The 23,975-nt window shown below is 68.6% G+C and carries 28 protein-coding genes and 3 tRNA genes; 19 read left to right on the top strand and 12 right to left on the bottom strand.

Annotated features, from left to right (window positions below):
* Positions 1–2 precede the first annotated feature (2 nt).
* The 7 genes from ACZ45O_RS09490 to ACZ45O_RS09460 form a co-directional block, all read right to left on the bottom strand.
* Entirely contained in the window at positions 3–995 is a 993-nt protein-coding gene (locus ACZ45O_RS09490; protein WP_464852508.1) for a hydroxyacid dehydrogenase, read from the bottom strand.
* 13 nt (positions 996–1,008) lie between these two features.
* Entirely contained in the window at positions 1,009–1,791 is a 783-nt protein-coding gene (locus ACZ45O_RS09485) for an HpcH/HpaI aldolase family protein (protein ID WP_464852506.1), read from the bottom strand.
* 23 nt (positions 1,792–1,814) lie between these two features.
* Positions 1,815–2,963: a glycerate kinase gene (locus ACZ45O_RS09480; RefSeq protein ID WP_464852504.1), complete on the bottom strand. Its 1,149-nt coding sequence runs from the start codon at positions 2,961–2,963 to the stop codon at positions 1,815–1,817.
* 25 nt (positions 2,964–2,988) lie between these two features.
* Complete coding sequence (locus tag ACZ45O_RS09475; protein ID WP_464852502.1) at positions 2,989–3,756, bottom strand: HpcH/HpaI aldolase family protein; 768 nt, start codon at positions 3,754–3,756, stop codon at positions 2,989–2,991.
* A 24-nt stretch (positions 3,757–3,780) separates the two neighbouring features.
* On the bottom strand, positions 3,781–4,842 hold the full coding sequence (locus ACZ45O_RS09470) for an Ldh family oxidoreductase (protein ID WP_464852501.1): 1,062 nt from the start codon (positions 4,840–4,842) through the stop codon (positions 3,781–3,783).
* 61 nt (positions 4,843–4,903) lie between these two features.
* Complete coding sequence (locus tag ACZ45O_RS09465) at positions 4,904–5,623, bottom strand: FadR/GntR family transcriptional regulator (protein WP_464852500.1); 720 nt, start codon at positions 5,621–5,623, stop codon at positions 4,904–4,906.
* 248 nt (positions 5,624–5,871) lie between these two features.
* Positions 5,872–6,309: a hypothetical protein gene (locus ACZ45O_RS09460; protein ID WP_464852499.1), complete on the bottom strand. Its 438-nt coding sequence runs from the start codon at positions 6,307–6,309 to the stop codon at positions 5,872–5,874.
* A gap of 206 nt (positions 6,310–6,515) precedes the next feature.
* On the opposite strand from ACZ45O_RS09460, the gene ACZ45O_RS09455 reads away from it, so the two are divergent.
* The 10 genes from ACZ45O_RS09455 (at position 6,516) to phoU (ending at position 13,819) form a co-directional block, all read left to right on the top strand.
* Positions 6,516–7,097 carry a TetR/AcrR family transcriptional regulator gene (locus ACZ45O_RS09455; protein WP_464852497.1) on the top strand — a complete coding sequence of 194 codons (582 nt, stop codon included), beginning with the start codon at positions 6,516–6,518 and terminating at the stop codon, positions 7,095–7,097.
* A 160-nt stretch (positions 7,098–7,257) separates the two neighbouring features.
* Positions 7,258–8,196 (top strand): 1,2-phenylacetyl-CoA epoxidase subunit PaaA, encoded by a 939-nt coding sequence (gene paaA, locus ACZ45O_RS09450; RefSeq protein ID WP_464852495.1) that lies wholly within the window; start codon positions 7,258–7,260, stop codon positions 8,194–8,196.
* A 16-nt stretch (positions 8,197–8,212) separates the two neighbouring features.
* Positions 8,213–8,554: a phenylacetic acid degradation protein gene (locus tag ACZ45O_RS09445; RefSeq protein ID WP_464852493.1), complete on the top strand. Its 342-nt coding sequence runs from the start codon at positions 8,213–8,215 to the stop codon at positions 8,552–8,554.
* 26 nt (positions 8,555–8,580) lie between these two features.
* Positions 8,581–9,363, top strand: a complete 783-nt coding sequence (gene paaC / locus ACZ45O_RS09440; protein WP_464852491.1) for a 1,2-phenylacetyl-CoA epoxidase subunit PaaC — start codon at positions 8,581–8,583, stop codon at positions 9,361–9,363.
* Positions 9,357–9,854, top strand: coding sequence for a 1,2-phenylacetyl-CoA epoxidase subunit PaaD (gene paaD / locus ACZ45O_RS09435; protein WP_464852489.1), 498 nt, complete (start codon positions 9,357–9,359; stop codon positions 9,852–9,854). The genes paaC and paaD overlap by 7 nt, the downstream gene beginning before the upstream one ends.
* A gap of 48 nt (positions 9,855–9,902) precedes the next feature.
* Positions 9,903–11,705: a hypothetical protein gene (locus ACZ45O_RS09430; protein WP_464852487.1), complete on the top strand. Its 1,803-nt coding sequence runs from the start codon at positions 9,903–9,905 to the stop codon at positions 11,703–11,705.
* Positions 11,706–11,946: 241 nt separating this feature from the next.
* Positions 11,947–12,594, top strand: coding sequence for a hypothetical protein (locus ACZ45O_RS09425; RefSeq protein ID WP_464852485.1), 648 nt, complete (start codon positions 11,947–11,949; stop codon positions 12,592–12,594).
* A gap of 77 nt (positions 12,595–12,671) precedes the next feature.
* On the top strand, positions 12,672–12,797 hold the full coding sequence (locus tag ACZ45O_RS09420) for a hypothetical protein (protein ID WP_464852484.1): 126 nt from the start codon (positions 12,672–12,674) through the stop codon (positions 12,795–12,797).
* Positions 12,798–13,000: 203 nt separating this feature from the next.
* Positions 13,001–13,132, top strand: coding sequence for a hypothetical protein (locus ACZ45O_RS09415; RefSeq protein ID WP_464852482.1), 132 nt, complete (start codon positions 13,001–13,003; stop codon positions 13,130–13,132).
* Positions 13,133–13,165: 33 nt separating this feature from the next.
* A complete protein-coding gene (gene phoU / locus ACZ45O_RS09410; RefSeq protein WP_464852480.1) occupies positions 13,166–13,819 on the top strand; it encodes a phosphate signaling complex protein PhoU in 654 nt (217 codons plus the stop codon).
* 65 nt (positions 13,820–13,884) lie between these two features.
* On the opposite strand, the gene ACZ45O_RS09405 is transcribed toward phoU, so the two are convergent.
* Complete coding sequence (locus ACZ45O_RS09405; RefSeq protein WP_464852478.1) at positions 13,885–15,123, bottom strand: acyl-CoA dehydrogenase family protein; 1,239 nt, start codon at positions 15,121–15,123, stop codon at positions 13,885–13,887.
* Positions 15,124–15,253: 130 nt separating this feature from the next.
* Here ACZ45O_RS09405 and ACZ45O_RS09400 point away from each other — a divergent pair.
* The 3 genes from ACZ45O_RS09400 (at position 15,254) to ACZ45O_RS09390 (ending at position 15,560) form a co-directional block, all read left to right on the top strand.
* Positions 15,254–15,338: transfer RNA gene (locus tag ACZ45O_RS09400), tRNA-Tyr, on the top strand.
* A gap of 6 nt (positions 15,339–15,344) precedes the next feature.
* Positions 15,345–15,419 (top strand) — tRNA-Val (locus ACZ45O_RS09395).
* Between the two features lie 57 nt (positions 15,420–15,476).
* Positions 15,477–15,560 (top strand) — tRNA-Leu (locus tag ACZ45O_RS09390).
* Positions 15,561–16,160: 600 nt separating this feature from the next.
* On the opposite strand, the gene ACZ45O_RS09385 is transcribed toward ACZ45O_RS09390, so the two are convergent.
* The gene (locus ACZ45O_RS09385; protein ID WP_464852476.1) at positions 16,161–17,018 is read right to left on the bottom strand and encodes an MBL fold metallo-hydrolase; all 858 of its coding nucleotides are present in this window, start codon (positions 17,016–17,018) and stop codon (positions 16,161–16,163) included.
* Positions 17,019–17,243: 225 nt separating this feature from the next.
* Positions 17,244–17,819, bottom strand: coding sequence for an NUDIX domain-containing protein (locus ACZ45O_RS09380; protein WP_464852474.1), 576 nt, complete (start codon positions 17,817–17,819; stop codon positions 17,244–17,246).
* A 319-nt stretch (positions 17,820–18,138) separates the two neighbouring features.
* On the opposite strand from ACZ45O_RS09380, the gene ACZ45O_RS09375 reads away from it, so the two are divergent.
* Complete coding sequence (locus tag ACZ45O_RS09375) at positions 18,139–18,861, top strand: CPBP family intramembrane glutamic endopeptidase (RefSeq protein ID WP_464852472.1); 723 nt, start codon at positions 18,139–18,141, stop codon at positions 18,859–18,861.
* Between the two features lie 216 nt (positions 18,862–19,077).
* Complete coding sequence (locus tag ACZ45O_RS09370) at positions 19,078–20,433, top strand: hypothetical protein (protein ID WP_464852470.1); 1,356 nt, start codon at positions 19,078–19,080, stop codon at positions 20,431–20,433.
* 67 nt (positions 20,434–20,500) lie between these two features.
* Here the strand turns inward: ACZ45O_RS09370 and ACZ45O_RS09365 are convergent, their stop codons facing one another.
* Positions 20,501–21,265, bottom strand: a complete 765-nt coding sequence (locus ACZ45O_RS09365; protein WP_464852468.1) for a DUF5995 family protein — start codon at positions 21,263–21,265, stop codon at positions 20,501–20,503.
* A gap of 58 nt (positions 21,266–21,323) precedes the next feature.
* Entirely contained in the window at positions 21,324–21,794 is a 471-nt protein-coding gene (locus tag ACZ45O_RS09360) for an N-acetyltransferase family protein (RefSeq protein WP_464852466.1), read from the bottom strand.
* A gap of 150 nt (positions 21,795–21,944) precedes the next feature.
* Between ACZ45O_RS09360 and ACZ45O_RS09355 the strand changes: the two genes are divergently transcribed.
* The 4 genes from ACZ45O_RS09355 to ACZ45O_RS09340 all read left to right on the top strand — a co-directional run bounded on the left by ACZ45O_RS09355 (position 21,945) and on the right by ACZ45O_RS09340 (position 23,960).
* The gene (locus ACZ45O_RS09355; protein ID WP_464852464.1) at positions 21,945–22,409 is read left to right on the top strand and encodes a GNAT family N-acetyltransferase; all 465 of its coding nucleotides are present in this window, start codon (positions 21,945–21,947) and stop codon (positions 22,407–22,409) included.
* A gap of 92 nt (positions 22,410–22,501) precedes the next feature.
* Positions 22,502–22,924 carry a hypothetical protein gene (locus tag ACZ45O_RS09350; protein ID WP_464852463.1) on the top strand — a complete coding sequence of 141 codons (423 nt, stop codon included), beginning with the start codon at positions 22,502–22,504 and terminating at the stop codon, positions 22,922–22,924.
* Positions 22,925–22,990: 66 nt separating this feature from the next.
* Entirely contained in the window at positions 22,991–23,296 is a 306-nt protein-coding gene (locus ACZ45O_RS09345) for a hypothetical protein (protein WP_464852462.1), read from the top strand.
* A gap of 94 nt (positions 23,297–23,390) precedes the next feature.
* On the top strand, positions 23,391–23,960 hold the full coding sequence (locus tag ACZ45O_RS09340; protein ID WP_464852461.1) for a hypothetical protein: 570 nt from the start codon (positions 23,391–23,393) through the stop codon (positions 23,958–23,960).
* Positions 23,961–23,975 lie beyond the last annotated feature (15 nt).

Below are 23,975 nucleotides of genomic sequence, written 5' to 3'. Positions count from 1 at the left end.
TCTCACCTCGTTCCGGGCTTCAAGGCTTCCCCCTGCGGCGTGAGTACTTCCGGATTGACCACCCACCGCGGGGTACGGCCCAGCAGGACGTCGCGCACGCCCTCCGCGGCGCCGGTGGCCATTCGCACCACGCATTCGGCGGTCAGCGCCGCGCTGTGAGGCGAGAGCAGCACGTTGTCCAGCGCGTAGAGCGGATGGTCGGCCGGGGGCGGCTCCTGCTCGAAGACGTCCAGGGCCGCGCCGGCGATGGTGCCCTGCTTCAGGGCCTCGTACAGCGCCTGCTCGTCCACGATGCCGCCGCGGGCGAAGTTGATCAGCAGCGCCGACGGTTTCATGAGCGACAGCCGCCGCTGGTCGATGAGACCGCGCGTCTCCGGCGTCAGCGGCGTGTGCAGCGAGAGCACATCGGCCCGGCTCAGGAGGCGATCGAGGTCGTCCTCCAGCGCGATGCCCAGCGCTTCCGCCGCCTCGGGCCTGGCGTACGGATCGTAGGCGATGACCTCCATGTCGAAGGCCGCCTGGGCCTTGCGGGCCACCTGGGAGCCGATGCGGCCGATGCCGACCAGCCCCAGCGTCTTGCCGCTGAGGTCGAAGGCCCTGTACTCGTTGCGCACCTCCCACCGGCCCTCGCGCGTGGCGCGGTCGTGCTGCAGAACCCGCTTGGCCAGGGCTCCCATGGCGATCAGGGTGTGTTCGGCGACCGATACGGCGTTGGCCTCAGGCGTGTAACAGACGACGATGCCGCGTTCTGTGGCAGCTTTCACGTCGATGTTGTCGACGCCGACCCCGTGCCGGGCGATCACCTTCAGCTCAGGGGCCGCCTCCATGATCTCCCGGGTGAAGGGCGCTGTGCGGACCACCACGCCCTCGACCCCCTGGATCTCGCGAATCACGGTTTCCACAGAGGGATCGGACGCCACCGCGACGTCAAAGTACTCCTGCAGGAGGGCGACGCCGCTTTCGTGAATCGGCTGGACGATCAGGACCCTGCGCATCTCTTCCACTCCTCTAGCGGCTGGCCAGATACTCCTTCAGTTCAGCGGTGTGGGCGCGGCCGGTGTCGACGATCATGGAGATGTCGTTGCCGAAGGCGATGAAGCGCATCCCCTGATCGATCCACCACTTGGCCTTCTCCATGTTGTAAACGTGAATGCCCGGTGCGACGCCGTGCTTGTTGCAGGCGGCGATGAACTTCATGAGCCCTTCCATGATCACCGGATCCTCCGACCGGCCCGGCATGCCGTAGGACTGCGAGAGGTCCGCCGGCCCGATGAAGGCGGCGTCTACGCCGGGAACGCTGACCATGTTGTCGATGTCCTCGATGGCCTGCTTCGACTCAATCTGCACGACCACGAGGGTCTCCTCGTTCGCGTGCTGGGTGTACTCGGCGGCCTTGACCGGAGCGAAGTTGGAGTGTCCGCGGCGCATGGCCATGCCCCGCTCGCCCAGGGGGTGGTACTTGGTCCAGGCGACGATCTGCCTGACCTCGTCCACCGTGTCCACCTGCGGCACAAGGATGCCGTCGGCCCCGGCGTCGAGCGGTTGCTGGAGGGCCAGGCGGGAGAGCCCGGGGGTGCGGACGACGGTGTGCAGGTTGGTCGACTTGGCAGCGGTGATCATGTCGCCTACGGTTTCGAGACTGTACGTGGAGTGCTCCATGTCGATCAGGACGAAGTCGAACCCGGCCGTGTCCAGCATGGTCATGAGGCCCGGTCCCCGCAGCTCGGAGACCATCGTGCCGATGACCACTTCTCCGCGCTTCAGGGCGCGCTTGATCCGGTTCTCCCGCATCTGGCACATCCTCCCTTACATGATCAGGCCCTCCCCATCCGCTGCCCCAGGGCCACGAGCCGCAGGGCGCGCTCGGCCGCGTCCGCCACGAAGCGCGCGGCTTCCTGGATGGCGGTGTCCAGGTCCACCGGACCCGGCACGATGGGGAGAGCTGCATCGATGCCAACGTCGTAGATCTGCTGGTAATCCCGTCCCAGGCCCCCCGACAGGCAGATGACCGGCACGCCGCGTCGGCGCGCCGCGGCGGCCACACCCATGGGGGTCTTGCCATGTGCGGTCTGGAAGTCGGTGTTTCCCTCTCCGGTGAGGCACAGGTCGGCGCCGTCCAGGTGGCGCTCGAGGCCGGTGGCCTCCACGACGATCTCTACGCCGCGCCGGAGCTGCGCGTCCAGCAGCGCCATCAGGCCCGCGCCCAGGCCGCCGGCGGCCCCGGCGCCGGGAATCGCGTCCACATCCTTGCCGAGGTCCCGCTTGATGACCTCAGCCCACCGCTTCAGGGCGGCATCGAGCTGGGCCACCATCTCGGGCGTGGCGCCCTTTTGCGGCCCGAAGACCGCCGAGGCCCCGCGGGGACCGGTCAGGGGGTTGTCGACGTCGCAGGCGACCGTGATTTGCAGGGACCGCACCCGGGGGTCGAGGCCGGAGAGGTCGATGCGCTCGAGCCTGGCGAGCGCCGCACCGCCGGGTTCCAGCTCCCGGCCTTCGGCGTCCAGCAGCCGGGCGCCCAGGGCCTGGGCCATCCCCGCGCCGCCGTCATTGGTGGCGCTGCCGCCGATGCCGATGATGAGCCGCCTGGCGCCTTCATCCAGGGCCCGGAGGATCAGTTCGCCTGTGCCGTACGTGGTGGTGACCAGGGGGTTCCGCCGGTCTCTGGGAACCAGGGGAAGGCCGGAGGCCTGGGCCATCTCGATGACGGCGGTTTCCCCGTCGCCCATCATGCCGAAGGTGGCCTCCACGGGATCGCCCAGCGGGCCCCGCACGGTGGCCGTGATCAGCCGGCCGCCCGTGGCGTCCACGAGCGCCTGAACCGTACCCTCGCCGCCGTCGGCCATGGGAACCAGTGCCACTTCGGCGTCAGGCCACACGCGCCGGACCCCGGCGGCCATTGCCTCAGCCACCTCGGCTGCGGTCAGGGAGCCCTTGTAGGAGTCGGGGGCAATCACGATCTTCACGGCAGAACCTCCCGCACAGGTTGTGCTACTGCTTGCAGCCGGCAACCATGCGCTTCATGGCGCCGGCGATGAGGCCGCTGGCGACGCACGGCATGTAGCGCGCCCCCAGGGCCGCGTACTTGTGGAAGTCTTCGGGGTTGGTGGCGAGAACGCCGGGCGTGACGCCGGCCGCGGCGATGCGCCGGATGCAGTCGACGATGACCTTCTGCATGTCCGGGTGGTTGTAGTTGCCCTCGTAGCCCATGGAGACCGAAAGGTCGTTGGGCCCGATGAACATCACGTCGATGCCCGGGACGGCCAGCATCTCGTCCAGGTTCTTCACCGCCTCCGCAGTTTCGATATGCGTGACCACGACCGTCTTCTCATTGGAAGCCTTCAGGTGCTCCGCCCCGCCGAAGAAGCCGAATCCGGCGGCGCGGTTGGAGAAGGCGACGCCCCGGCTGCCCACGGGCGGGTACTTGGCGGCGTCCACCGCCACGCGGGCCTCGTCGGCGGTGTTGATCTGCGGGACCTGAATGCCCGCGGCGCCAATGTCCAGGGTGCGCAGGATCTCCTTGGGGTTGGCCCCCGAGACCCGCACGATGGGCGGGATGCCCGCCGCCCGCGCGGCCCGGACCAGGTTCTCGGTGGTCTCGATGGAGCAGGGGCCGTGCTCGTTGTCGATGATGATGAAGTCGAAGCCGGCGAAACCGGCCATCTCCACCAGCGCGGGGCAGTTGAAGCCGATGAACATGCCGAGCAGGGGCCGGTTCTCCTTCAGCAGGTCTGAGAAGCGATCATCGAAGACAGGCATGCCGTACGCTCCTTTCCGGGGTGGTCAGCGCAGCTCCGCCGGCAGCGGGACGCCGTAGCGCTCGGACAGCTCATGGAACTCTTTTCTCACACCGGGCGGGACCGGAATGCCCGACCGGCGGCGCTCCGCCTCCTGCATGCGCTCCAGGTCGCCGGGCACCAGCACCCGGTCGACGCCGGGGACCGGTTCCACCGCACGCACGCCGGCCATCGTCTCGTCCATCCGCCTGGCGAACTCCTCTTGCGGCCGGAAGAGGTCAGGCCGGAAGGCCATGAAGAAGTGGCCGACCTGCTGGGGCTGGTCCAGCTGCTCGTACATGCGGGGCAGCTCCGGGCCGATCAGGGCGCCGGTCAGAACACCGGCGAGGATCTCCACCGCGTAGGCCAGCGCCGAACCCTTGGGACCGGCCATCGGCAGGAGGAAGCCCTTCATGGCCTCCTGCGCGTCGGTGGTGGGCAGGCCTTCCCGGGTCATGGCCCAGCCCTCGGGGATGGGCCTGCCCTCCCTGGCGGCGTTGATGATCTTGCCGCGGGCGACCTGGCTGGTCGCCATGTCATACACGAAGGGCGGGTTCTCGCCGGCCGGGGCCGCCATCGACATGGGGTTGGTGCCGAAGAACATCTGGCGGCCGCCCCAGGGCGGCATGTTGGCCACCGAGTTGGTGCAGGCGAAGCCGATCAGGCCCGCCTCGGCCATGAGCAGGGTGTAGTAGGCCATACAGCCGTTGTGGTTGGAGTTGCGCACGCCGACCAGGCCCACGCCCTGCGCGCGGGCCTTCTCAATCGCGAGGTCGGTGGCTCGCCGGGAGATCACGTGACCGAAGCCGTTCCCGCCGTCCAGCAGGGCGCTCACGGGGGTTTCCCGCAGCACCTGGATCCGGGCGGTGGGGGCCATGACCCCGGCCTCCAGGCGGGTCAGGTAAATCTTCAGGCGGCTGGTGCCATGGGTGTCGATGCCGCGGAGATCGGCAAAAACCAGGTGCCGGGCCACTTCGGCGGCCTCGTCCTCCGGCAGGCCCGCGGCCTTCAGGAGCTCCAAGGCCCACGCTTCCAGTCGATCCGGTGGAACGCGCGCGTGCTCGGTCATCGCGTGAGAACCTCCTTTGCTGCAATCACGCTTTCTGCGACTCCTGCCCTGCTGTTGGCTGCTATTGCGTCTGCTGCACCTGTTCCAGCCGCGCGAAGATGCGCCGCAGGTGGTGGGACATCGCCTCCCGTGCGGCGACAGGGTTCTGCGCGATGATGGCTTCCATGATGGCCCGGTGCTCGCGGATGTTGGCCTCGATGCGGCCCGGCTCCCGGTAAAAGGTGCGGTTGGACTCCACGAAGCCCTGCAGAAAGAGGTCGGCCACCGACACCATGACTTTCACGAAGACGGGGTTGCAGGTGGCTTCAGCCACCGCCCAGTGGAAAAGGAAGTCTTCCCGAGCGGCCTCCTGCCGCTCCCGGAACGCCTTCTCCAGGTTTTCGAAGGCCGTGCGCAGCTGCTCGATGTGCTGCGGTTTGCGCCTCTGCGCGGCAAGATAGGCAGCCTCGCACTCGATGGCGATTCGCAACTCCAGGATGTGCTCGAAGTTCGGATCCGCCGTGATGAGCATCATCGCCATCGGGTTGCTCGGGCTGCCCCAGGCGTCAACCGGCTGGCGCAGGTAGATGCCGGATCCCGGCTTCACCTCCAGGACGCCTGCGCCCGCGAGAAGCGTGATGGCCTGCCGCAGGGTGGGACGGCCGACGCCGAAGCGGCGGGCGAGGTCGCGCTCGGAGGGCAGGCGGTCGCCGGGTTTCAGCGCACCCTTCCGAATCAACTCAGCCAGCTGGTCGACGATCTGCTCGTAAGCACGTGTATGTTTAACGGGTTTGATGACCATGAAACGGCGCAGCCTCCCAACTGGAGAACTGGTAATACCACTTTACCTGTTCTCGATATGTTTTGATTTTCCTAGTAAGGGTAGCCGATAATAGACAGAATGGAGCATGCATAGGGTCAATAGGGATCATTCTGTGGATCCAGGCAGCACAAAAGGTCCCGGGGGGTGGCCCTCCGGGACCTTTTTGGCCCCCCGGGGCCTTTTTGACCCTCCGGGACTTGGGCGTGCGGTTTGCTCAGCAGGCGCGGTCAGGCTTCCGGAGTTTCGGGGGTCTGCTCGGTCCCAGCCGCCTGGGCAGCTCCCGCGCCGTCCGCGGCGTCCTGCCGGTCCTCGCCTTCGGCACCTTCTGCGTCGGTCTCCTCGGGATCCGGGCGATGCAGTTCGGGGTTGTACAGGACGCCGTTCTCCAGCGCCCAGGCGCGCCAGGCCTCCAGGCTGTCGAAGCGGCGGAAGCCGTAGTGCTTCTGGTAGTATTCCTGGGCGAAGATCTGCTCGATCTCCTCGATGGAAAGCCCCGTCTCCGCAGAGAGTTCGGAGGCGCTGACCGCGCGTTCGTATTTAATAAGGTAATCGTCCAGAACACGCCAGATCATCATCGCCGGTGAACTGGTGGTGCCCGTGCCGAGGGTGCGGGCGGTTGCGTAGTACGCCTCGTTACCCTGGGTCTTGGGTGCCGTGTCGGCCATGGTGCGTATCCCTCCGTCTATCACATACTTCCCGAATTTGGCTGGAGCTACACTTGCCTGGGAGAAAGTCTCCATACGATTCTCCTCCCGCAGCGGGGTTTCCTGCCTCCGCTGCTGAGAGGCCCTGCCAGGTTGTCCTCGCTTGACGGATTCTGACTAGGACGAATATACTGAGAACCAATCAAGCGCTTGCTAGGGGGGATGAGATGGCCCGGTCCCGGCGCAAGGAGGCCATGCTGGAAGCGGCCATAGCCCTCTTCAGCGAAAAGGGGTACCACGCGACCACGGTGCGGGAGATCGCCCAGGCGGTAGGCATACTTCCCGGGTCGCTGTACGCGCACATGGCGGCAAAGGAAGACCTGCTCTACGAAGCGGTGGTGCAGGCGTGGGAGCGCTTCCGGAAGGCCGTGGCGCCCATCGCGGAGTCGAAGGGCCACGCCGGCGAGCGGCTCCGGCGCGCGATGGCCGCGCACATCCGGGTGGTGGCCGAGTCGCCGGCCGCAGCCACCGTCTTCCTGCACGAGTGGAAGGCCCTGTCGCCCGACCGCCGGGCCCGGGCGGTGGCTCACCGCGAGGCGTATGAAGAGCTTCTGGCCCGGATCATCCGCGACGGCGTGGAGTCCGGTGTGTTCCGCCCGCTGGACCAGCGGTTCATCCGGCTGCTGGTCTTGAGCGCAGTGAACTGGGCGTATCAGTGGTACCGGCCGGACGGCCCGCTCAGCCCCGAGCAGGTGGCGGACCGGTTCTATGAGGTCATCAGTCAGGGGATTCGGAGCGGTGGTGCGTAAGCGGGGGAGTAGCAGTGAGCGGTAGGCCGTGAGCGGTGAGCTGTTTGTTCGTTGGCGTGCCGGCCGGATCCGTTCACCGGGCGCCTGGTCTGCCGGGAATCGGATGTTCAACAGTCTGCCGCGCGCAACCCACCGCTCACTGCCAGAAAGGGGGAGTACCGTGCCTAACCATGACGACCGGCACGCGGCGTTCCTGGACCGCGTGCAGCGCGGGGAGAAGATCGAGGCGACCGACTGGATGCCCGACGAGTACCGCATCGCCATGGTCAAGTTTCTGCAGATGCACGCCCTGTCCGAGTTGATGGGGGCTCTGCCCGAGAAGGAGTGGGTGCCCCGGGCGCCGACGCTGGCGCGCAAGCTGAGCCTGATGGCCAAGGTGCAGGACGAGGTGGGGCACGCCCAGCTTATTTTGCGGGTGGCGGAGGACCTGGCGGCCCCGCTGGGCAAGGGCCGGGAGGAGTTGGTGGCCGAGCTGTTCACCGGCGAGGCCAAGTTCCACAACGTGTTCCACATGCCTGCGCCCACGTGGGCCGATGCCGGGATCATCGGGTGGCTGGTCGACGGCGCGGCGGTGGTCTCGCAGGCGGCCTTGCTGACCTCCTCGTACGCCCCTTACGCCCGCGTGCTGCAGCGGGTGTGCGCGGAAGAGGGGTTCCACATTCAGCACGGCGAGTCGATCTGCCTCGCGCTTGCCGAGGGAACGCCGGCGCAGCGGCGGATGCTGCAGGACGCCCTGAATCGCTGGTGGGAGGCCCTGCTGCTCTTCTTCGGCCCCCCTGAGTCCAACTCGCCTTCGGCCGCCGTGCTCTTCAAGTACCGGTTCCGGACCAAGACCAACGAGGAGCTGAGGCAGAAGTTCCTCACCAAGTACGTGCCCCGCATCTGGGCCCTGGGGCTCACCATTCCCGACCCCCAGCTGCGGTTCAACGAGGAAGCCGGTCGGTGGGTCTACACCCCGCCCGACTGGTCAAAGCTGAAGGCCATCGCCCGGAACCAGGGTCCGCTTTCGCAGTACCGCCTGGGGCTGCGGCGGCTCTCCTACGAGCAGGGGCGCTGGGTGCGGGAGGCGCTGCTCGCACCGGCGGCGCAGGCGGTATAGGAGGGGGTGGTGTTCCGTGGCACTGGGCGCACACCCCCGGTTCCGGGTCTACGAGATCTTCGTGCAGAAGGATCACCAGAGCCCGCACGTGTGGGTGGGCTCGGTGGACGCCGGATCGGCGGAGGACGCCATCTTGTTGGCCCGGGAATCCTTCCTGCGTCGGGATCCGGCCGTGTCGATCTGGGCCGTGGAACAGTCAGCGATTCACCGGACCGATTACGCCGACCGGGACTTCTTCGCCCGGGAGACCGACAAGCGGTACCGCACCCTGGCCGGGTACCGGGCGGCCAACGCCGAGCGCTGGCGCAAATACCGGCGGGAACTGCTGGACCTGGAGCGGGATTTCGTGCGGGATTGAACCTCGACGGCGGGGAGGGGTGAGCCGTGGACACCAGAGGCGTGATCGCGCTTCTGTATCAACTGGCCGACGACGAGCTGGTCGTCGGGCACCGGGATTCGGAATGGCTGGGGCTGGCGCCGCACATCGAGGAGGACGTCGCCTTCTCGTCCATCGCGCAGGATGAGGTGGGGCACGCGGCGCTCTATTACCGCCTGCTGGAGGAGCTGGGCGAGGGGCGGGCCGACGACCTGGCCTTCCTGCGTCCGGCCGGTCAGCGGCGCAACGCCGTCCTCCTGGAGCGGCCGAACGGTCCGGGAACCTACCTGGCAGAGCCCCGGTTCGACTGGGGCTACACCATCGTCCGCCGGCTGGCCTACGACCTGTTCGACGCCATCAGGCTGGAGGTGCTCACCGCCTCGGCCCATGCCCCGCTGGCCCGGGCGGCGGCCAAGATCCTGCGGGAGGAGCGGTACCACCTCCTTCACCACACCACCTGGTTCCGGCGGCTGGCCACCGGCACCGCGGAATCGCGCCGGCGGCTGGAGGCCGGCGTGGCCGCGGTGTGGCCCGACCTGGGCGGCCTCTTCTCCCTGGGGGAGGTGGCCCCGGGGCCGCACTTCCCCGCCAGCCCGGAGGAGCTGGTCGACCGGTGGACGGCCGAACTGGAGCCGCTGTTCGCCGAGGTCGGGTTCGCCTGGCCCGGCCGGCCGGCGCCCGCAGCCGCCCCCGGTGCGGACGGCCGGCTGGGTCAGCACACGCCTGAGCTGGACGGGCTGCTGGAGACCATGGGGGAGGTCTACCGGACCGCCCCCGGCGCAGCATGGTGACCGAGGCGGCCATCTGGGCCGCGCTGGCGGATGTGCGGGATCCGGAGATCCCGCCGGTCTCCATCGTCGACATGGGGATGGTCCACCGGGTGACGGCGGAAGGGTCGCAGGTGCGGGTGGAGATCATGCCCACCTTCGTGGGGTGCCCGGCCCTGGACATCATCCGGCGCGACGTGGTGAACCGGCTCCGGGCCGTCCCCGGCGTGGGCGAGGTAGAGGTTGCCTTCGTCTTCGACCCGCGCTGGAGCAGCGACCGCATCACCGCCGAGGGGCGGGAGCGGCTGCGCAGCTTTGGCATCGCCCCGCCGCCGCCGTCGGGCCGGGATCCGGCGGGCGCCGGGAGGCTGCTGATGCCGGAGGAGGCGCCCGCCTGCCCCTACTGCGGCTCCACCGACACGCACCTGGAGAACCTGTTCGGACCCACCGCCTGCCGGTCCATCTACTACTGCGACGGCTGCCGGCAGCCCTTTGAGCAGATGAAGCGGCTGTGAACTTCTCAGCGCCTTTCGTCGTCAGACTTGTACGGAAGGATGATGGCGATGAGGAGCGTGAAGTGGGCCATCCTGTGCGCGGGCCTCTGCCTGCCGCTGCTGGCGGGCTGTGCGCCGTCTCCCGCGCCGGTGGTGCCGGAGGCGGAAGATGCCCCTGAACTCGCGGGCCCGTCCGGCGCCTCAGCCCTCTCCCACGAGAGTGTCGGCGCGCCGCCGCGCCTGATCGACCGACTTCTCTACCGGGGCACGCCGGTGCTGGACAGGGTGGTGGACGGCATCACCGCCATCCACCTGGAGCCGTGGCAGGCCGAGGTGGCCGTGGGCTCGGGGGACGTCATGCTCACCTGGCAGCTGGACACCCACGACGCCAGCTCTTACCGGGGGCTGCTGCGCACGGAGGGGGCGGAGCCGGTACAGGTGCGCACCGTGCTCGGGGTAATTCAGGCCCGGTTTGAGCCTCCCCTGCCGGACCAGTGGACGGCCTGGCTGGAAGGGGTCGCCGGTTCGCGCACGACGCTGATCCGAAAACCGGAGCCGACGGTGGCCATCAGCTACCAGGGCGCGGACGGCGCCATGATCCCGCTGGAGGTGTACGAGGCGATTCTGCCCGCGGGCCCGCTGCGGCTGCAGCTGGATTTCGACCAGCTGGTGGACGCGCGCAGCCTGGCCGGATGGCTGGCCGGCCTGGAGCAGACCGTGGGCCAGTCGGTGACGGTGGACCAGGTGGAGAGCGGCCGCTGGTTCGTCACGATGGACGAGGTGCCGGCTCGCCTCGACCTCGACGTGCGGAACGTGGTCGCCGCCGACAGCGGGCTGCCCGTGGCCCGCTATCCCCTGACGATCTGGAATGAGGCCGGCCTGCCCTACCTGGAGCGGGTCGATCTGGCGACGGGAGCGACCGAGCGGCTGCTCCAGCTTCCGCCGGAGATCAGCGAGGCCTGGCCGTCCGCCGACGGCGCCCGGATCGCCCTGCGGAGCTGGCAGAACCACGGCAAGGCGATGTGGGAGGACCGGGCTTACGTCGTCGATCTGGCTGCGCACCGCGTGGAGCCGGCGCCGTTTCAGGCCGGCACGCTGCACTGGGCTGCGGACAGGCTCGTGAACCGCCCCCCGTGGTGGGCTGAGGAGCAGGCCTGGCAGGTCTGGGACCTCTCCGCCGGGGAGGCGGCGACGTCGCTGGCCGTACCGCTGGCCGAGCCGGTTCCGGGAGCGGTGGCCTTCTCGCCCGACGGGGAGATGGCCGCCTACCTGGGGGCGGAGGGACTGGATGACCCGGAGCAGGCGGAGCCCGCGTGGGCGCCGCTGGTTCTGGTGGATCTGCAGACGGGCGAGGCGCGGACTGTCGAGGGCTTTGTGCGCAACTGGTACAGGGGCAAGGGGGACGCCCGCCGGTGGCTGGCCTGGAGCCCCGACGGCAGCCGCATCGCGGCCCTGGATTCTCTGGCCCGCTCGGGCGAGAGCGCCCTGGTGGTCTACGACCTCACGCAGGGAGAACGACAGGTGGTCAGCGACGAGCTGCCCGTACTGGCGTGGGGCACCCGCCTGGCCTGGAGCGCGGACGGCGACCACGTGCTGGCATACGGCGGCGGGCGCCCGCCCTGGATCATCCCGGCGGAAGGCGGGCCCGCCATCTCGCTGGAGGATGCCTGGCACGGCCAGGCTTTCTGGGATGAGACCGGGGGCCGGGTGCTGGGTGCCCGGGAGCCCTGGGAGGGGGTCTTTGTCTACACCCTTGCCGACGGCAGCCGGGTGGATCTGGGGGACGGGCTCCCTGCCGGCTGGGGCGGCGATGCCGTTTACGTGATCCGCTGGCCCGGGGCACACGCCCGCTACGTGCCGCCCGCGCCCTGACGTGACCGCAGTGAAAGACCCCGCCGGGGGAGAGCGCCGGCGGGGTCTCTTCTGTGTGTGCCGCCCGGTGCGTCTGCTGCCCGATGCGCCCGCCGCCCAGGGATTTCCGGCCTGCGCGCGGGGACACTCGCCGGCCGCCCCGCATAGCATGGCGCACAGACAGAGCGAGAACCCCGTCCGCACCTCCGGGGTATGGGGTGTGGCAATCTGGTCAATACTTGGGGGCCGAGGGGGGTTTCCCATGCAGAATGCGGAGGTCAGAGAGCTGGTGCAGCGGTCGCTGGAGCGGTATGCGGACGACGAGCGGGTGCTAGACGCCTTCTGGCAGTGGGCCTCTAATCCGACCCCGCCCTCGGCCGGCTACGCGCTGGAGGAGAACGCCGGCTTCATCGCAACCAACCTCATGCTGCGCTATGGTGAGCCCGCCGTCGACCTGGTGATGTCCGTCAACGAGGAGTGCCGCAGGCTGGCCGGGCGGGCGTCGATTCAGGAACTCCAGCGGACCATCGTCACCGTGCTCAACGGTCCGGTGGGCGAGCGGCTCAGGCAGGGCATCGTCCGGCGGCTCACTGAGCCGTCGCCGGCCAGACGGGCCCTGACCGCCTGGCTGGTCAACCGGGCCCGGTGGCGGCGGATGCCCGGCCGGGAGCCGGTGGTGGCCGGCGAGTTCGACTGGTCCCTGGGCGCAGACCTGGAGAGCAGCGCGGCCGACTGCCAGAGCACCGTGATGTGCACCCTCTACGGCCCCGAGGTGGCCCAGCTGGACCTGGCCCGCGAGGCCATGGCCGTCGGTGTCGTCAACCGGCTCTTCTACCGGAACGTCGCGGGGCGCATGGAAGCCAAGCTCCGGCCCGGGCCGCGTCTGGCAGTTTCCGATCTGGTCTACTAGCCCCTGCGATACCCCTGGGGCGGCGCGCGGCGTCTATTATCATAGAGAAGTGGGACACCGCTTAGGGGGGCGCCGCTGTGGCAGGAACCAAGGGGAACAAGTGGTACCAATCGCCCGGTATCGTTGGGCTGATCATCACCCTGCTCGGCTTCGGGCTGTTCACGCTGGCGTTCTGGCTGATCAGCGAATGGATGTTGCCGTAAGTGGCGAAAATAAGACTTGCGGTCTGGGCCTCGCCCGCATATAATGATATGACTAGGAGCGGCGAGGCCGCACAGAAGCAGGACAGAGCAATCTGAGGACGTTCGGGCAGGTAAAGCATGATTGCAGCGACCCCGGTGCGTTCCGGGGATTCTTTTTTCCGCTCTGGTGGGGGCTGTCTCCAACTGGATAGGAGGCGAGCGAAATGCAGACAAAGAAGCAGCGACCGGCAGCGCCCGAGGCGGAGCGTCCTGCCGGCAAGTGCACGCAGGTGCACGCAGAGGAGCACATCATTGAGGAGATCCTGCAAGCAGCAGGGCTGGAGCAGTTGGACTGAGGGTTTGGGCGGTCGGAAAGGGGAGATCCTGGCGTGCGCAGCACTTTGGAGACGCAGCTGAAGGACCTCAACCGGGAGGTCCTGCGTATGGGGCAGCTGGTGAGCGACATGGTCGAGAAGGCGGTGCGCTCCCTGGCCCAGCAGGACCTGGCCCTGGCGCAGCAGGTGATCGACAGTGATGATGAGATCGACCGGCTGCTGATAGCCATCGAGATGCGTTGCCTGCAGGTGATGGCTCTGCAGCAGCCGATGGCCCGCGACCTGCGCGCCGTGGGCACCAGCCTGAAGGTCGTCACCGATCTGGAGCGGGTGGCCGACCACGCCACCGACATCGCCGAGGTGACCCTCAGGCTGAACGGCGAGCCGCTGATCAAACCGTTGATCGACATTCCCCGTATGGCATCCCTGGCCCAGGAGATGGTGCGGGATGCCCTGGAGGCGTTCGTGCAGCAGGACGAAGCCGCTGCGCGCGCCATGATCGCCCGGGATCATGAGATGGATGGCCTGTACAAGGCGGTCTTTGATGAACTTGTCGAGATGATGGAGCAGAACCCCCAGGTAGTGCGGCAGGCGACTTACCTGCTGCACGTCGCCGGATGGCTGGAGCGGATCGGCGATCATGCGACGAACCTGGGCGAGTGGACGATCTACCAGCTCACCGGCGAGCTGAGCGACCTGAATACGTAGTTTGAGAGGGGGCGCAGGCCCCCTCTCTGCGGTTCCGGATGGTCGGCGCCACGGGCGACGCCTCTCTACGGCTGGTGGTCGGTCTTTGGGTGCGTGTTCCCGTCTGCTTGGGCCCGCGCGATCGCAGATCTGGCCAGCGCGCTGAGGACCACGTCTTCCATTGGCGGGTTGTGCAGGCCTGCCCGCGCATCCCGGTAGAAGCGCTCGAGGGGAAGCGAGCGGGAGAGGCTGGCGCCGCCGGCTGCACGCATGGCCCGGTCCACCACGCCGAGCGCCGTCTCGACGACGAAGGGTTTGCACGCGGCCACCGCGTCCACCAGGTGCGGCCGCCAGTCGGGCCGTTCGTCCCATTGGCGGGCCAGGCCCATCAGCAGGTGGCGGGCCGGCAGCAGCGCGAGATCCATCTCGCCGATAAGCCGCTGCACGTGGGGCCTGTCGGCCAGCCGGGCCGTCGGCTCGGGGTGGCCGGGCGGGTTGACCGTGCGCCGCGCCACCGCATACTGTACGGCGAAGTCCCGGGCGGCCTGGGCCACGCCCAGGTAAACGGCGGGCACGTGGAGCAGCCAGCCCTCGGTGCGGGCGCCGCTCCGGTCCTGGCCCGACTCCAGCAGGGCATCGGCGGGCAGGTGCACCTCATCCAGCCAGAGGTCGTGGCTGCCGGTCGCCCGCATGGCCAGCGAATCCCACGTCTCTTCGACGCGGAGCCCCGGCGATTCCCGCGGCACCAGGAACCACGCGGCCTCCTCGGTGCCGGCCAGGGTGGCCGAGACCAGGAAGTAGCGCAGGACCGGGGCCAGGGTGGTGAAGTTCTTGCGGCCGGTCAGCACCCAGGAGCCGTCGGGCAGCCGGCGCGCGGTGGTGCGCGGGAGGCCACCGCGGCTGGGGCTGCCGGTTTCGGGCTCCGAGGCGCACGCGTTCAGCAGCGCGCCGTCGGCCACCACCTCGCCGAACAGCCGCCGGCGCACGGGCTCGGGCCACGTGCGGCTGGTCGCCTGCTTTCCCACCACGTAGAGGTGCCAGCCCACCGCCAGCGCCGTCGAGCCATCGCCCCGGGCGAGCCGCTCCTGGGCGAACACCATGGCGTGCACGCCGGCGCCGAGGCCGCCGTCCTCGCGGGGCACGGTCAGGGCGAGGTAGCCGCGCTCCCGCATGGCCTCGAAGTGGGCGAAGGGAAAGGTTCCGGTGCGGTCGTATTCTGCTGCGGTCTGTGCGAACCGGTCAGCCAGTTCGTCGGCCATCTCGTAGGCCTGCCAGTCCACATCGCTCTGACCGAAAAACCAGGGGCCCAGTGTCACCGGATTCACCTCCGATGTCGCAATCTTCGCCGCGGCAGGGCAAAACTCTTGCAGCCCGGTCTGGATTTTTCATCCGCACCTGCATGAGTTTCACACTTGAACCGAGACCGATCTTCGTGTATCATAAAATCCTGTCAGCGGGGAGATACCCAAGTGGCCAAAGGGGGCTGACTGTAAATCAGTTGCGTAACGCTTCGGTGGTTCGAATCCACCTCTCCCCACCAACATACGGGCGGTTAGCTCAGCGGGAGAGCACTTGCTTCACACGCAAGGGGTCACTGGTTCGATCCCAGTACCGCCCACCACGGCGCCTGTAGGAAACTCCGCCGGAGTTTCCTAGGGCGCCGGTCATGAAACCCGTTGTCGGAGTGGCGGAATTGGCAGACGCGTACGTTTGAGGGGCGTATGGGATAACCGTGCGGGTTCAAGTCCCGCCTCCGACACCAGATCGAACAACGCAGGCGGAGCCGAATGGGGCTCCGCCTGTGCTTTGGCGCGTCGGCGTGGGTCATGTGTACTGGATGCTTGTGGCCGGCGGTGGGAACCGCAAGTTTTTCGCTTTGGGCCGAAGCCGGAAGCGGAAAAGTGCCGGTTCCGAGATGGCTGCGGCGGGGTCGGCGGGCTGTGTGGCCGCACCTGCCTCCGGATCGCCGCCGCCGAGCCGGGTTCAGGCGACATAACATGGCTGCTGAGTTGACGTAACGCGCAGCTGGGACGGGAGTTGCGGGTTTCCGGGGGCCCACCCCGAAGTGGGAACCGCAAGTTTTTCGCTTTGGGCCGAAGACGGAAGCGGAAAAGTGCCGGTTCCGAGGTGGCAGCGGCTGGTCGGCGGGGCTGTATGGTCGCCCCTGCTCCCGGATCGTCGCCGCCGAGCCGGGTTCATGTGACATAACGTGGCTGCTGAGTTGACGTAACGCGCAGCTGGGACGGGAGTTGCTGGTTTCCGGGGGCCCACCCCGAAGTGGGAACCGCAAGTTTTTCGCTTTGGGCCGAAGACGGAAGCGTAAAAGCGCCTGCTCCCAGCATGGGAGTGGAGGCGCCTGGCACTAAGGGGCGCTCTCGGCGGCCTGTTGCACTTCGGCGAAGGCGGCGGCGATATTGGCCTGGTGCTGCTCCAGGTAATACGAGGGCATATGGGTCGTTCCCAGGGCCGGCACCACGTCGTTCAGGGGCAGGCTGGCGGCGATCTCGTCAGGCGTTTGTCCCTTTGCCAGACCGATCTCGACGGCTTCGAGGACCCGCTCGATGTACGCGGCGTTCTCCGCCAGCAGTTCGGGCCCGCCGGGACGGCCGTGGCTGGGCACGACGTGCTGCAGCCCGGCGCGACTCCACCGACGCAGCGCACTGGCCCAGGACCGGATGTGCCCGGCTTCGCTCAGGGTCGGCAGGGGCGTCTCCACCGCATCGCCAGCCAGCAGGAGCTCCAGCTCCGGCACGTGCGCCACCGCAGAGTCGGCGGTGTGCCCTGGCAGGTGGTGCAGGTCGACGGTCAGGCCGCCGGCGTCGATGGTGAAGCGGTCGTAGAAGGTGAGATCGGGCGGGATGACCTGGCTTCCTGCGAAGTCGGCGGGCTCGTCCGCCCGCGTTTTCTCCAACTCCGCCAGCGCCTCAGGGGCCTTCAGCCGCACCCGGGTGAGGTGGTGTGCGATGACGGGCACGCCCGGAAAGGCGCCGGTTCCCCAGCAGTGGTCCCAGTCGGCGTGGGTGTAGACGACCAGGGTGGCACCGGTGAAAGGGGCCATGTCCGCCGGCTGGATGAGGGTGTCGACCACGACCCGATGCCGGGTTCCCCGCACAAGCGCGGCGGCCACGGAAAAGCCATACCCGCCGGGAAGCTGGCGGCTGACGAGGGTGACGGACGGAAGGAGCTGTTCAACCTTCAGGCCGGCGGGCTGACTGTGCATCGCGGAAGCCTCCTGATTCGGTGCGTGATGCGCAGGCACTGGGGAACCATGCTTCATGAGTATAGCAAATCCGGCCGCAAACGCGCCGAGACCCCCTGGTGGCGGTGGTCAGTCGGCTGTGCAGCCAGGGCGACCTGTGCCTTTCGGGGGTCTCGATACATTACTATGCAGCGGAGTGCGGGGTGTGCAGGAGACTGTATGCCAAAATATGGTGAAACGCTTTGCTCAGGCCCGACTCGTGAGGTTTGGGTGCAGGGCCAGGAGGAGCGGCAGGATCTGCAACTGGGCGAGGGGTTTGAGCGGCAGCGCAGGGTCCAGGGGCCGACGCAGGACAGCGCGGCCGCCCGAGGCGCAGTACTCGCCCAGCGTGACCGGCGCCTGGGTCAGGCGGCGGATCGCGGGCACGTCCAGCAGCAGGATGCCCGCCACCTCTGCCGAGGGAGCGGGCAGCTGCTCGGTGACGGCGAGGTAGGTCACCGAGCGGCCGGCGCTCCTGGGTGCGACCAGCAGCGGCGCGGGCGAGTCCTCGCCGCGGGTGTTCAGAGGCCGCAGGTCGTGGCCTCCGCCTGTGCTGGAGGTCATCAGATAGGTCGCGGGCGGTTCGACCAGCGTGCACGGAACCGCCGCCTCTTCCCACACTTCTCTCACGGCGCACTGGGCAGCGGTCTCCCCCGGTTCCCGGTGGCCCCCCAGGCGGAACACGGCCAGCCCATCCCCCGCGGGGGTCGGGCCGACTGCGAACGCGAACAGGCCCTCGTAGAGAAGGAATGCGCCTGCGGTGACGACCTGGTCATCCTGCATGCTCGTACCCCGGTGGTGTGGCCTTGCCGCGTCGAGCGTCATCGCACGACCTCACCCAAACTTGTCGTGTTGCCTCCTGCAAAGTCGTACCTTTACCGCATACAACGGGGAGGGGGAGGACAGCGTTACGGGGGGCACACCGGCGTATACAAGACGAGACCCCCTGGTGGCGGCGGTCGGTCGGCTTTGCAGCCAGTGCGACCTGTGCCTGTCGGGGGTCTCGCTATAATCTATGCGGTTCGGGTGCAGGAATGCCACTCAGAATCGACGAAAGTTGCGCGGAGTCCTGCGTAGGGTTTGAAAAGAAGGGGGCTTAACCATGTCTGACCAGGCCCTGGCCGGGGTGGCACTGGCGATTCAGAGCGCGATCGTGCTGTACCTGGTGATCGGCGAGCCGCTGTACGGAAAGCGGGCGTACCAACGACTGCTCGCCACGCTGGGTCAGGACCCGTTCGCGCGCGTCCGCTTCTACCGCAAGATCATCATCCTGGAGTGGGCCCTGGTCTTCCTGGTCCTCCTGACCCTGCGGATGGCCGGCGAGCCGATGGCCAGCATCGGACTGGGTGCGCCCAGGTTCGACTCGCAGTCCCTGGTGCTGCTCATCGCCCTGTTGATGGGGATCGCCGCGCCGCTGGTGCTGGGGGCCGTTTCGCCCGGTTACCGCAAGGGCCTGCAGCAGCAGACTGAGCCGCTGCGGGGAATGCTCCCCGAGCGGAGGGATGAGCGGTGGTGGTTCGCCCTCGTCTCCGTCACCGCCGGGGTATGCGAGGAGATCCTGTTCCGCGGGTTCCTGATCGCCTACCTTACCACCCTGGTGGCCGGGCTGCCGGACGTGGGAGCACTCCTGATCACCGGCGTCATCTTCGGGATGGCGCACCTGTACCAGGGCTGGACCGGGGTGGTGACCACGGGCGTGCTGGGCGTCGTGCTGGGCCTGTTCTACTTCTACACCGGGTCCCTGCTCTGGCCGATCGTGGCCCACGCGCTCCTGGACCTGCGGGTGCTGGCACTGCCGCTTCAGCCCCCCAAGTCTCAGGCGTGATGCACTGGAACGCTGCCGGCGCTGCATCGCAGGGTGATGCACCGGAATGCGGCAGACGCCGCATCGAAAGCGTCATGCAAAGGAACGCTGCCGGCGCTGCATCGCAGGCGTGATATGGCTCAGCGCCGCCATTGAGGCGGCGCTGCCTTGATGTTTTCGCCCTGCAGGGTACAATCTTGATTGTCGATCTGAACTACCGGAGGAGATGTCGCAGTCTTGACCAATACAACCGATGCCAGGGGCCGCGGCGGAGCCGGGGCCCTGACCTACACCACGATCCTGCGCTTGTTCCTGCCGCTGTCGCTCTCCGATGTCATCATGGTGCTCGCCGGGCCGATCCTGACCATCGGCCTCACCAAACTGGCCCACCCCGAGACCTCGCTGGCCGCCTACTCGGTGGCCCTGAACGTGGCGATCCTGCTGGAGAGCCCCATCATCATGCTGCTGCACGCCTCGAACCTGCTCAGCCGCTACCGGGAGACCTACCAGCCGCTGCGCCACTTCATGCTCTGGGCGAATGCCCTGCTCACCGTGCTCTACGCTCTGCTGGCGTTCACCCCGGCGTATGACGTCATCTTCCGCACCTTGCTCGGCCAGCCCGACGCCATCGCCGACGCGGCCCGGCCCGCCTTCCAGGCGCTCCTGCTCTGGCCGGCGGCCATCGGGTGGCGCCGCTTCTACCAGGGCATCCTCATCCAGCACAAGCGCTCCAGCGTGGTGGCTTATGCGGGCTTCGGCCGCATCGGGTCGCTGGCCGCCGTGACGGCCCTGGGGGTCGCGGGAAACGCCCACGGCGCGACGCTGGCCGGCGTGGCCCTGGTGATCAGCGTCATCGTCGAGGCCGTGGCGGTCACCTGGCTGGCCAGGCCTGTCCTGAAGGGCGGCGTGACGGACCCGAACGCGGAGGTTCCCGACTGGGCCCCGCGCACCATCGCCCAGATCGCCCGCTGGTACTGGCCCCTGGCCATGACGCAGATCCTGGTCACGGTGGTGCGGCCGCTGATCAACGGCGGCATCGCGCGCAGCGTGAACCCGGAGCTGGGGCTGGCGGCTTGGCCGGTGGCCTGGTCGACCATCCTGATGGTGGCCAACTCCGTGCGCATGGTGCAGCAGGTGGCCCTGACGCTCCTGCAGGACCGGCGCTCCTACCTGATGCTGCGCCGCTTCACCCTGACCGTTGGCGTGGCGGCATGCGGCATCATGGCCCTGCTCGCGGTCACCCCGCTGGGCCGGCTGTACATGGAGTGGGTGCTGGGGCTGAAGGGCGGCCTCTCCACCGTGGCCGACGCCGCGCTGCCCGCGCTGGGCTTCGGCGTGCTCTTTCCGCTCTACGTCGCCCTGCAGAACTGGCTGCAGGCCCTGCTGATGAAGGACGGCCGCACGCTGATCGTGAACGCCGGCGCCATCGTCGGCGGCACGGTGACCCTGGCAGCGGTCTACGCCGGGGCACTCATCTGGCGGCTGCCCGGCGCCGTGCTGGGCATCGTCGCGCTGCTCTGCGGCGCCGCGGTCGAGCTGCTCCTGCTGACCTGGGCCTCCCGGCCGCAGCGGCACGCGTGGCTGGCGCGGTGATCATCCAGGCCGGGATATCCCCATGTTCACTTTAGGCAATGTTTGAACAGTGGATAACGCGATTTTCTCAGCAGAGCCGCCACCGGCGCATCCATCGGGCCAGGGGGCGGAGGAGGCGCAGGGGCGCGAACTGGTAGATCTCCCGGGCCAGGGCCAGGGCGTCCTGCTCGATGAAGTGAACCACCAGCTCCTGCTCCCGGTCGCCCTCCGCGGCCAGCAGGAAGCGGGCGTTGCGCCAGACCCGGTCGCGCCAGGTCTTCAGGCCATAGGTGGTGAGGTTCCGGTCCAGGTCGCCCAGCAGCCGGCCCAGGGGGCGGATCAGCCGGCCGTAGTGGTGGGCGATCTCGTCCTGCACGGCCGGGATGACATCGTGCAGCACCCGGTTGATCTGGTCGTGGTCGAAGCGGCGCCGCACGGTCTTGAAGAGCGCTTGGTCATCCCCCTCGGCGCGCAGGATCTCCGCCACAACCAGCGGCAGGTCGTTGTTGATGTGGGCGTTCATCCCCAGGAGGATGTCCTGGAGGAGGAACGCCCGCTTTCGCGCGGCGATCTCGAAGGCGTAGGCCCAGGCCGGCGGCGGCTCCTCGCCCTGCTCGAACCGCTCCAGGGCGTCGAAGTAGTACCAGCCGAAGCGGATGGCGACCCGCTCGACCCACGAGGGGTCGAGGAAGAAGGGCTGGCGGAGGCGCTCGCGCGCGGCCAGGGTCATGTGCCGGTAGACCCGCAGAAAGGCGGCCCGGTGGTCGCCGTCCCGCTCAAACCGGCGCAGGTGCGCGTCCATGACGGCCGCCAGCTCGTCGATGCTCCTCACCTCCGCCCCGCCCATCCGCATGCGGGCTACCTCCCTTCGCCCGGTGCCCCTCACCTGGCTCTCCCTGCCTAGTCTGCGCCTAACCGGTCAGCAGCTTTTCCATCATCACGCCCCAAAGCTGGAAGCCCCGGGCCTCGGAGGTCTTCTGCCCCAGCGGGTTGGAGGCGTGGACCCAGTTGGTGACCCGCCGGATGCCCAGCCATCGTAAGTACGCCTCGCCCAGCTCGTGCATCTGCTTCGCCAGGCCCCTGCCGCGGTACTGGGGCTCCAGGTAGATGTCGGCCATGTATCCCTGGGGTTCGCCGGTGCGGTCGTCCGGCCGGATGCCGATGAGCAGGAAGCCCACCGGCCTGCCGCCGTCGGCGGTCACGATCGCCGTCCCGCCGGGGGAGGCCAGGGTGGCCAGCAGGTTGCGGTGGGAGTTGGCCCGCACGACCTCGGGCCTGGCCACCGCCCGGTCCGAGGGGTTCATGATCTCCCAGTCGGTCACTGCAGCCATCTGCAGGAGCCAGGGCAGGTCGCCCGGTTGCCAGAAGCGCACCTCTGCCACGTTGTGGTCCCCCCTTTCTCCCCATTACGGTACGCCGACCCCGGGCGGGAGGTACCAGGGGCCGCGGCCCTCCGCAGCCGGGTCGCGGGTACCAGAGAGCGGAGCCTTCCATAAGATGAAGGAGCCCTCACGAGGGGAGGAGGGAGCCGCATGTACCAGTACCGGCACGGCCACGCCGGCGACCTGCCGTGGCTGATGCAGGCAGCGGCTGCCGCGGCCTGGGAGTCGCTCGCGCCCGACGAGCGCGCCCGCCTGCACCCGGCGCAGGCGGCGCAGCGGGCGGCGATTCAGTGCCAGCAGGTGCTCTCTGCGCCGGGCAGCGCCTTCCTGATCGCCCAGCACGGGACGCAGCCGGTGGGCTACCTGCTGCTCACGCTGGCGCGGGACGGCAGCACAGAGGAGCCCACGGCCCTCTTGATCGACCTCTGGGTGCACCCCGCCCACCGGCGCCGCGGGGTGGGCAGCGCGCTGCTGGCCGCCGCGGCAGCCGGGGTGGCCGCCCTGGGCCTGCGCAAGCTGAAGCTGTGGACGGGGCTGCACCACCGGCCGGTGGTGGAGTTCGCCCTCAGCCGGGGCTTTGAACCGGCCGGGCTGATTGGCGTCAAGGACCTGTAACCGCCGCGGAAACGGTTACATAAGCTGAGAGTGGAGACGTTCCACCCTCGCGGTGGTGCTCATCCCGGTACAGATCGGAAGGAGGTCCCTTCGTGTCCAAGAAAACGCGGGTCGTCACATCGACCGCCTGCCCCGTTGACGTCTCGCGGCCGGTGGTATCGGTAAGCTGCCCGAAGACGTTACCCACTGCCACCGCCGGGGTGACCGACAAGCTGGATAAGAAGGACTTCTTCGACAAGAAGGAGTTCTTCCCGTTCCCGTTCGCCGGCTTTGGCGGCAAGAGCGTCCCCGGGCAGGTGTTCAACAACCCGGCCGTGGACCTGGCCCCGTTCAACAAGCTGGCCTCGCTGGCCGCGTTCAGCCCGGCCGCGGCGCTGGCGGCGAAGAGCCCGACCCTGGCCATCTTCAACCCCGCCATCAACCCCGCCGCTGCGTTCCTGCAATTCAACCCGGGCGCAGCACCGACCCTGGCGCTCACCGGCAAGGGCAAGCCCTTCGGCAAGTTTGGCATATAACCAACCGGACGGCAGGCAGGGGAGTCGAAGGGCTCCCCCGCTTCCGGTCAGGAGGGAAAACCCCACATGAACTTCGGCGGGTTCGACGCGCCCGATCAGGTCTTCTTCAATCCGGCGGTGCAGCTGGCTCCGTTCACGCCGCTGGGGTCGCTGGCCGCTTTCAGCCCCGCGGCGGCGCTCGCGGCCAAGAGCCCGACCCTGGCCATCTTCAACCCGGCCATCAACCCGCGGGCGGCGCTTCTGGCCTTCAACCCGGCCGCGGCGCCCACCCTCGCGCTGACGGGAGGCCTGGACGGGAAGTTCTTTGGCAAGCCGTTCGCCAAGCCGTTCGGCAAGGGCTCTGGGAAGCCGTCCTTCAAGGGCTGCTGCTGATGCCGGAGGGGCAGGCCGGCATGTACACCCATAACGCGAGAGACGGGGGCGAGCCGCCCCCGTTTGCTGCGCCGGGGAGGAGGTCGCAAAGCAGATGCGGCGCAGGCTTGATTTCTCGACACCGGCCGACGTGTTCTTCGATCCGGTCGTGCAGCTTGCGGCGCTCTGCCCCATCTGCGCGCTGGCCGCTCTGCGCCCGGAGGCCGCCATCGCCGCGCTGGCGCCGGGGCTGGTGCTGTTCAATCCGGCGATCAACCCGGTGGCGGCGGTGGTCGCCTTTGTCGCGGATCCGCTTTACTCGCGCCGCAGCCCGCGCCGGTTCGGCCGCCGGGGTGGCCCGGCGGTACGCCACGGCGGCAGGGATGATGTGGTGCTGCGCCCGTACGGCACGGATGGCGTGGCAGTGCGCTCCGACGGTGCGGATGGCCTGACGGTGCGCCCGGCCGGCACGGGCGGTGCGGTGGTGCGCCCGGGCGGACCGGATGGCGTGGTGGTGCGTCCGGCTGGCACGGGCAGTGCGGTGGTGCGTCCAGGCGGACCGGATGGCGTGGTGGTGCGCTCGGGCGGCCCCGATGGCGTGGTGGCACGCCCGGACGGCACAGGCGGCGGGGCGGTTCGGGCCGGGAAGGGCAGGTGGGTGTTCGGCGACAAACGGCGAGCGTAGGTTGAAAGCAGGAGG

The sequence above is a fragment of the Symbiobacterium turbinis genome, from assembly GCF_055383075.1.
This window is presented reverse-complemented; position numbering and strand designations above follow the sequence as displayed.

Coding starts and splice junctions, on each gene's coding strand:
- ACZ45O_RS09415 (WP_464852482.1), top strand. CDS start 13,001: ATGCAGACAAAGAAGCAGCGACCGGCAGCGCCCGAGGCGGAGCGTCCT.
- ACZ45O_RS09345 (WP_464852462.1), top strand. CDS start 22,991: ATGAACTTCGGCGGGTTCGACGCGCCCGATCAGGTCTTCTTCAATCCG.
- ACZ45O_RS09485 (WP_464852506.1), bottom strand. CDS start 1,791: ATGCGGGAGAACCGGATCAAGCGCGCCCTGAAGCGCGGAGAAGTGGTC.
- paaD (WP_464852489.1), top strand. CDS start 9,357: ATGGTGACCGAGGCGGCCATCTGGGCCGCGCTGGCGGATGTGCGGGAT.
- ACZ45O_RS09465 (WP_464852500.1), bottom strand. CDS start 5,623: ATGGTCATCAAACCCGTTAAACATACACGTGCTTACGAGCAGATCGTC.
- ACZ45O_RS09385 (WP_464852476.1), bottom strand. CDS start 17,018: ATGCACAGTCAGCCCGCCGGCCTGAAGGTTGAACAGCTCCTTCCGTCC.
- ACZ45O_RS09430 (WP_464852487.1), top strand. CDS start 9,903: ATGAGGAGCGTGAAGTGGGCCATCCTGTGCGCGGGCCTCTGCCTGCCG.
- ACZ45O_RS09355 (WP_464852464.1), top strand. CDS start 21,945: ATGTACCAGTACCGGCACGGCCACGCCGGCGACCTGCCGTGGCTGATG.
- ACZ45O_RS09365 (WP_464852468.1), bottom strand. CDS start 21,265: ATGCGGATGGGCGGGGCGGAGGTGAGGAGCATCGACGAGCTGGCGGCC.
- ACZ45O_RS09425 (WP_464852485.1), top strand. CDS start 11,947: ATGCAGAATGCGGAGGTCAGAGAGCTGGTGCAGCGGTCGCTGGAGCGG.
- ACZ45O_RS09375 (WP_464852472.1), top strand. CDS start 18,139: ATGTCTGACCAGGCCCTGGCCGGGGTGGCACTGGCGATTCAGAGCGCG.
- ACZ45O_RS09475 (WP_464852502.1), bottom strand. CDS start 3,756: ATGCCTGTCTTCGATGATCGCTTCTCAGACCTGCTGAAGGAGAACCGG.
- ACZ45O_RS09490 (WP_464852508.1), bottom strand. CDS start 995: ATGCGCAGGGTCCTGATCGTCCAGCCGATTCACGAAAGCGGCGTCGCC.
- ACZ45O_RS09455 (WP_464852497.1), top strand. CDS start 6,516: ATGGCCCGGTCCCGGCGCAAGGAGGCCATGCTGGAAGCGGCCATAGCC.
- ACZ45O_RS09380 (WP_464852474.1), bottom strand. CDS start 17,819: ATGCAGGATGACCAGGTCGTCACCGCAGGCGCATTCCTTCTCTACGAG.
- ACZ45O_RS09340 (WP_464852461.1), top strand. CDS start 23,391: ATGCGGCGCAGGCTTGATTTCTCGACACCGGCCGACGTGTTCTTCGAT.
- ACZ45O_RS09470 (WP_464852501.1), bottom strand. CDS start 4,842: ATGACCGAGCACGCGCGCGTTCCACCGGATCGACTGGAAGCGTGGGCC.
- ACZ45O_RS09460 (WP_464852499.1), bottom strand. CDS start 6,309: ATGGCCGACACGGCACCCAAGACCCAGGGTAACGAGGCGTACTACGCA.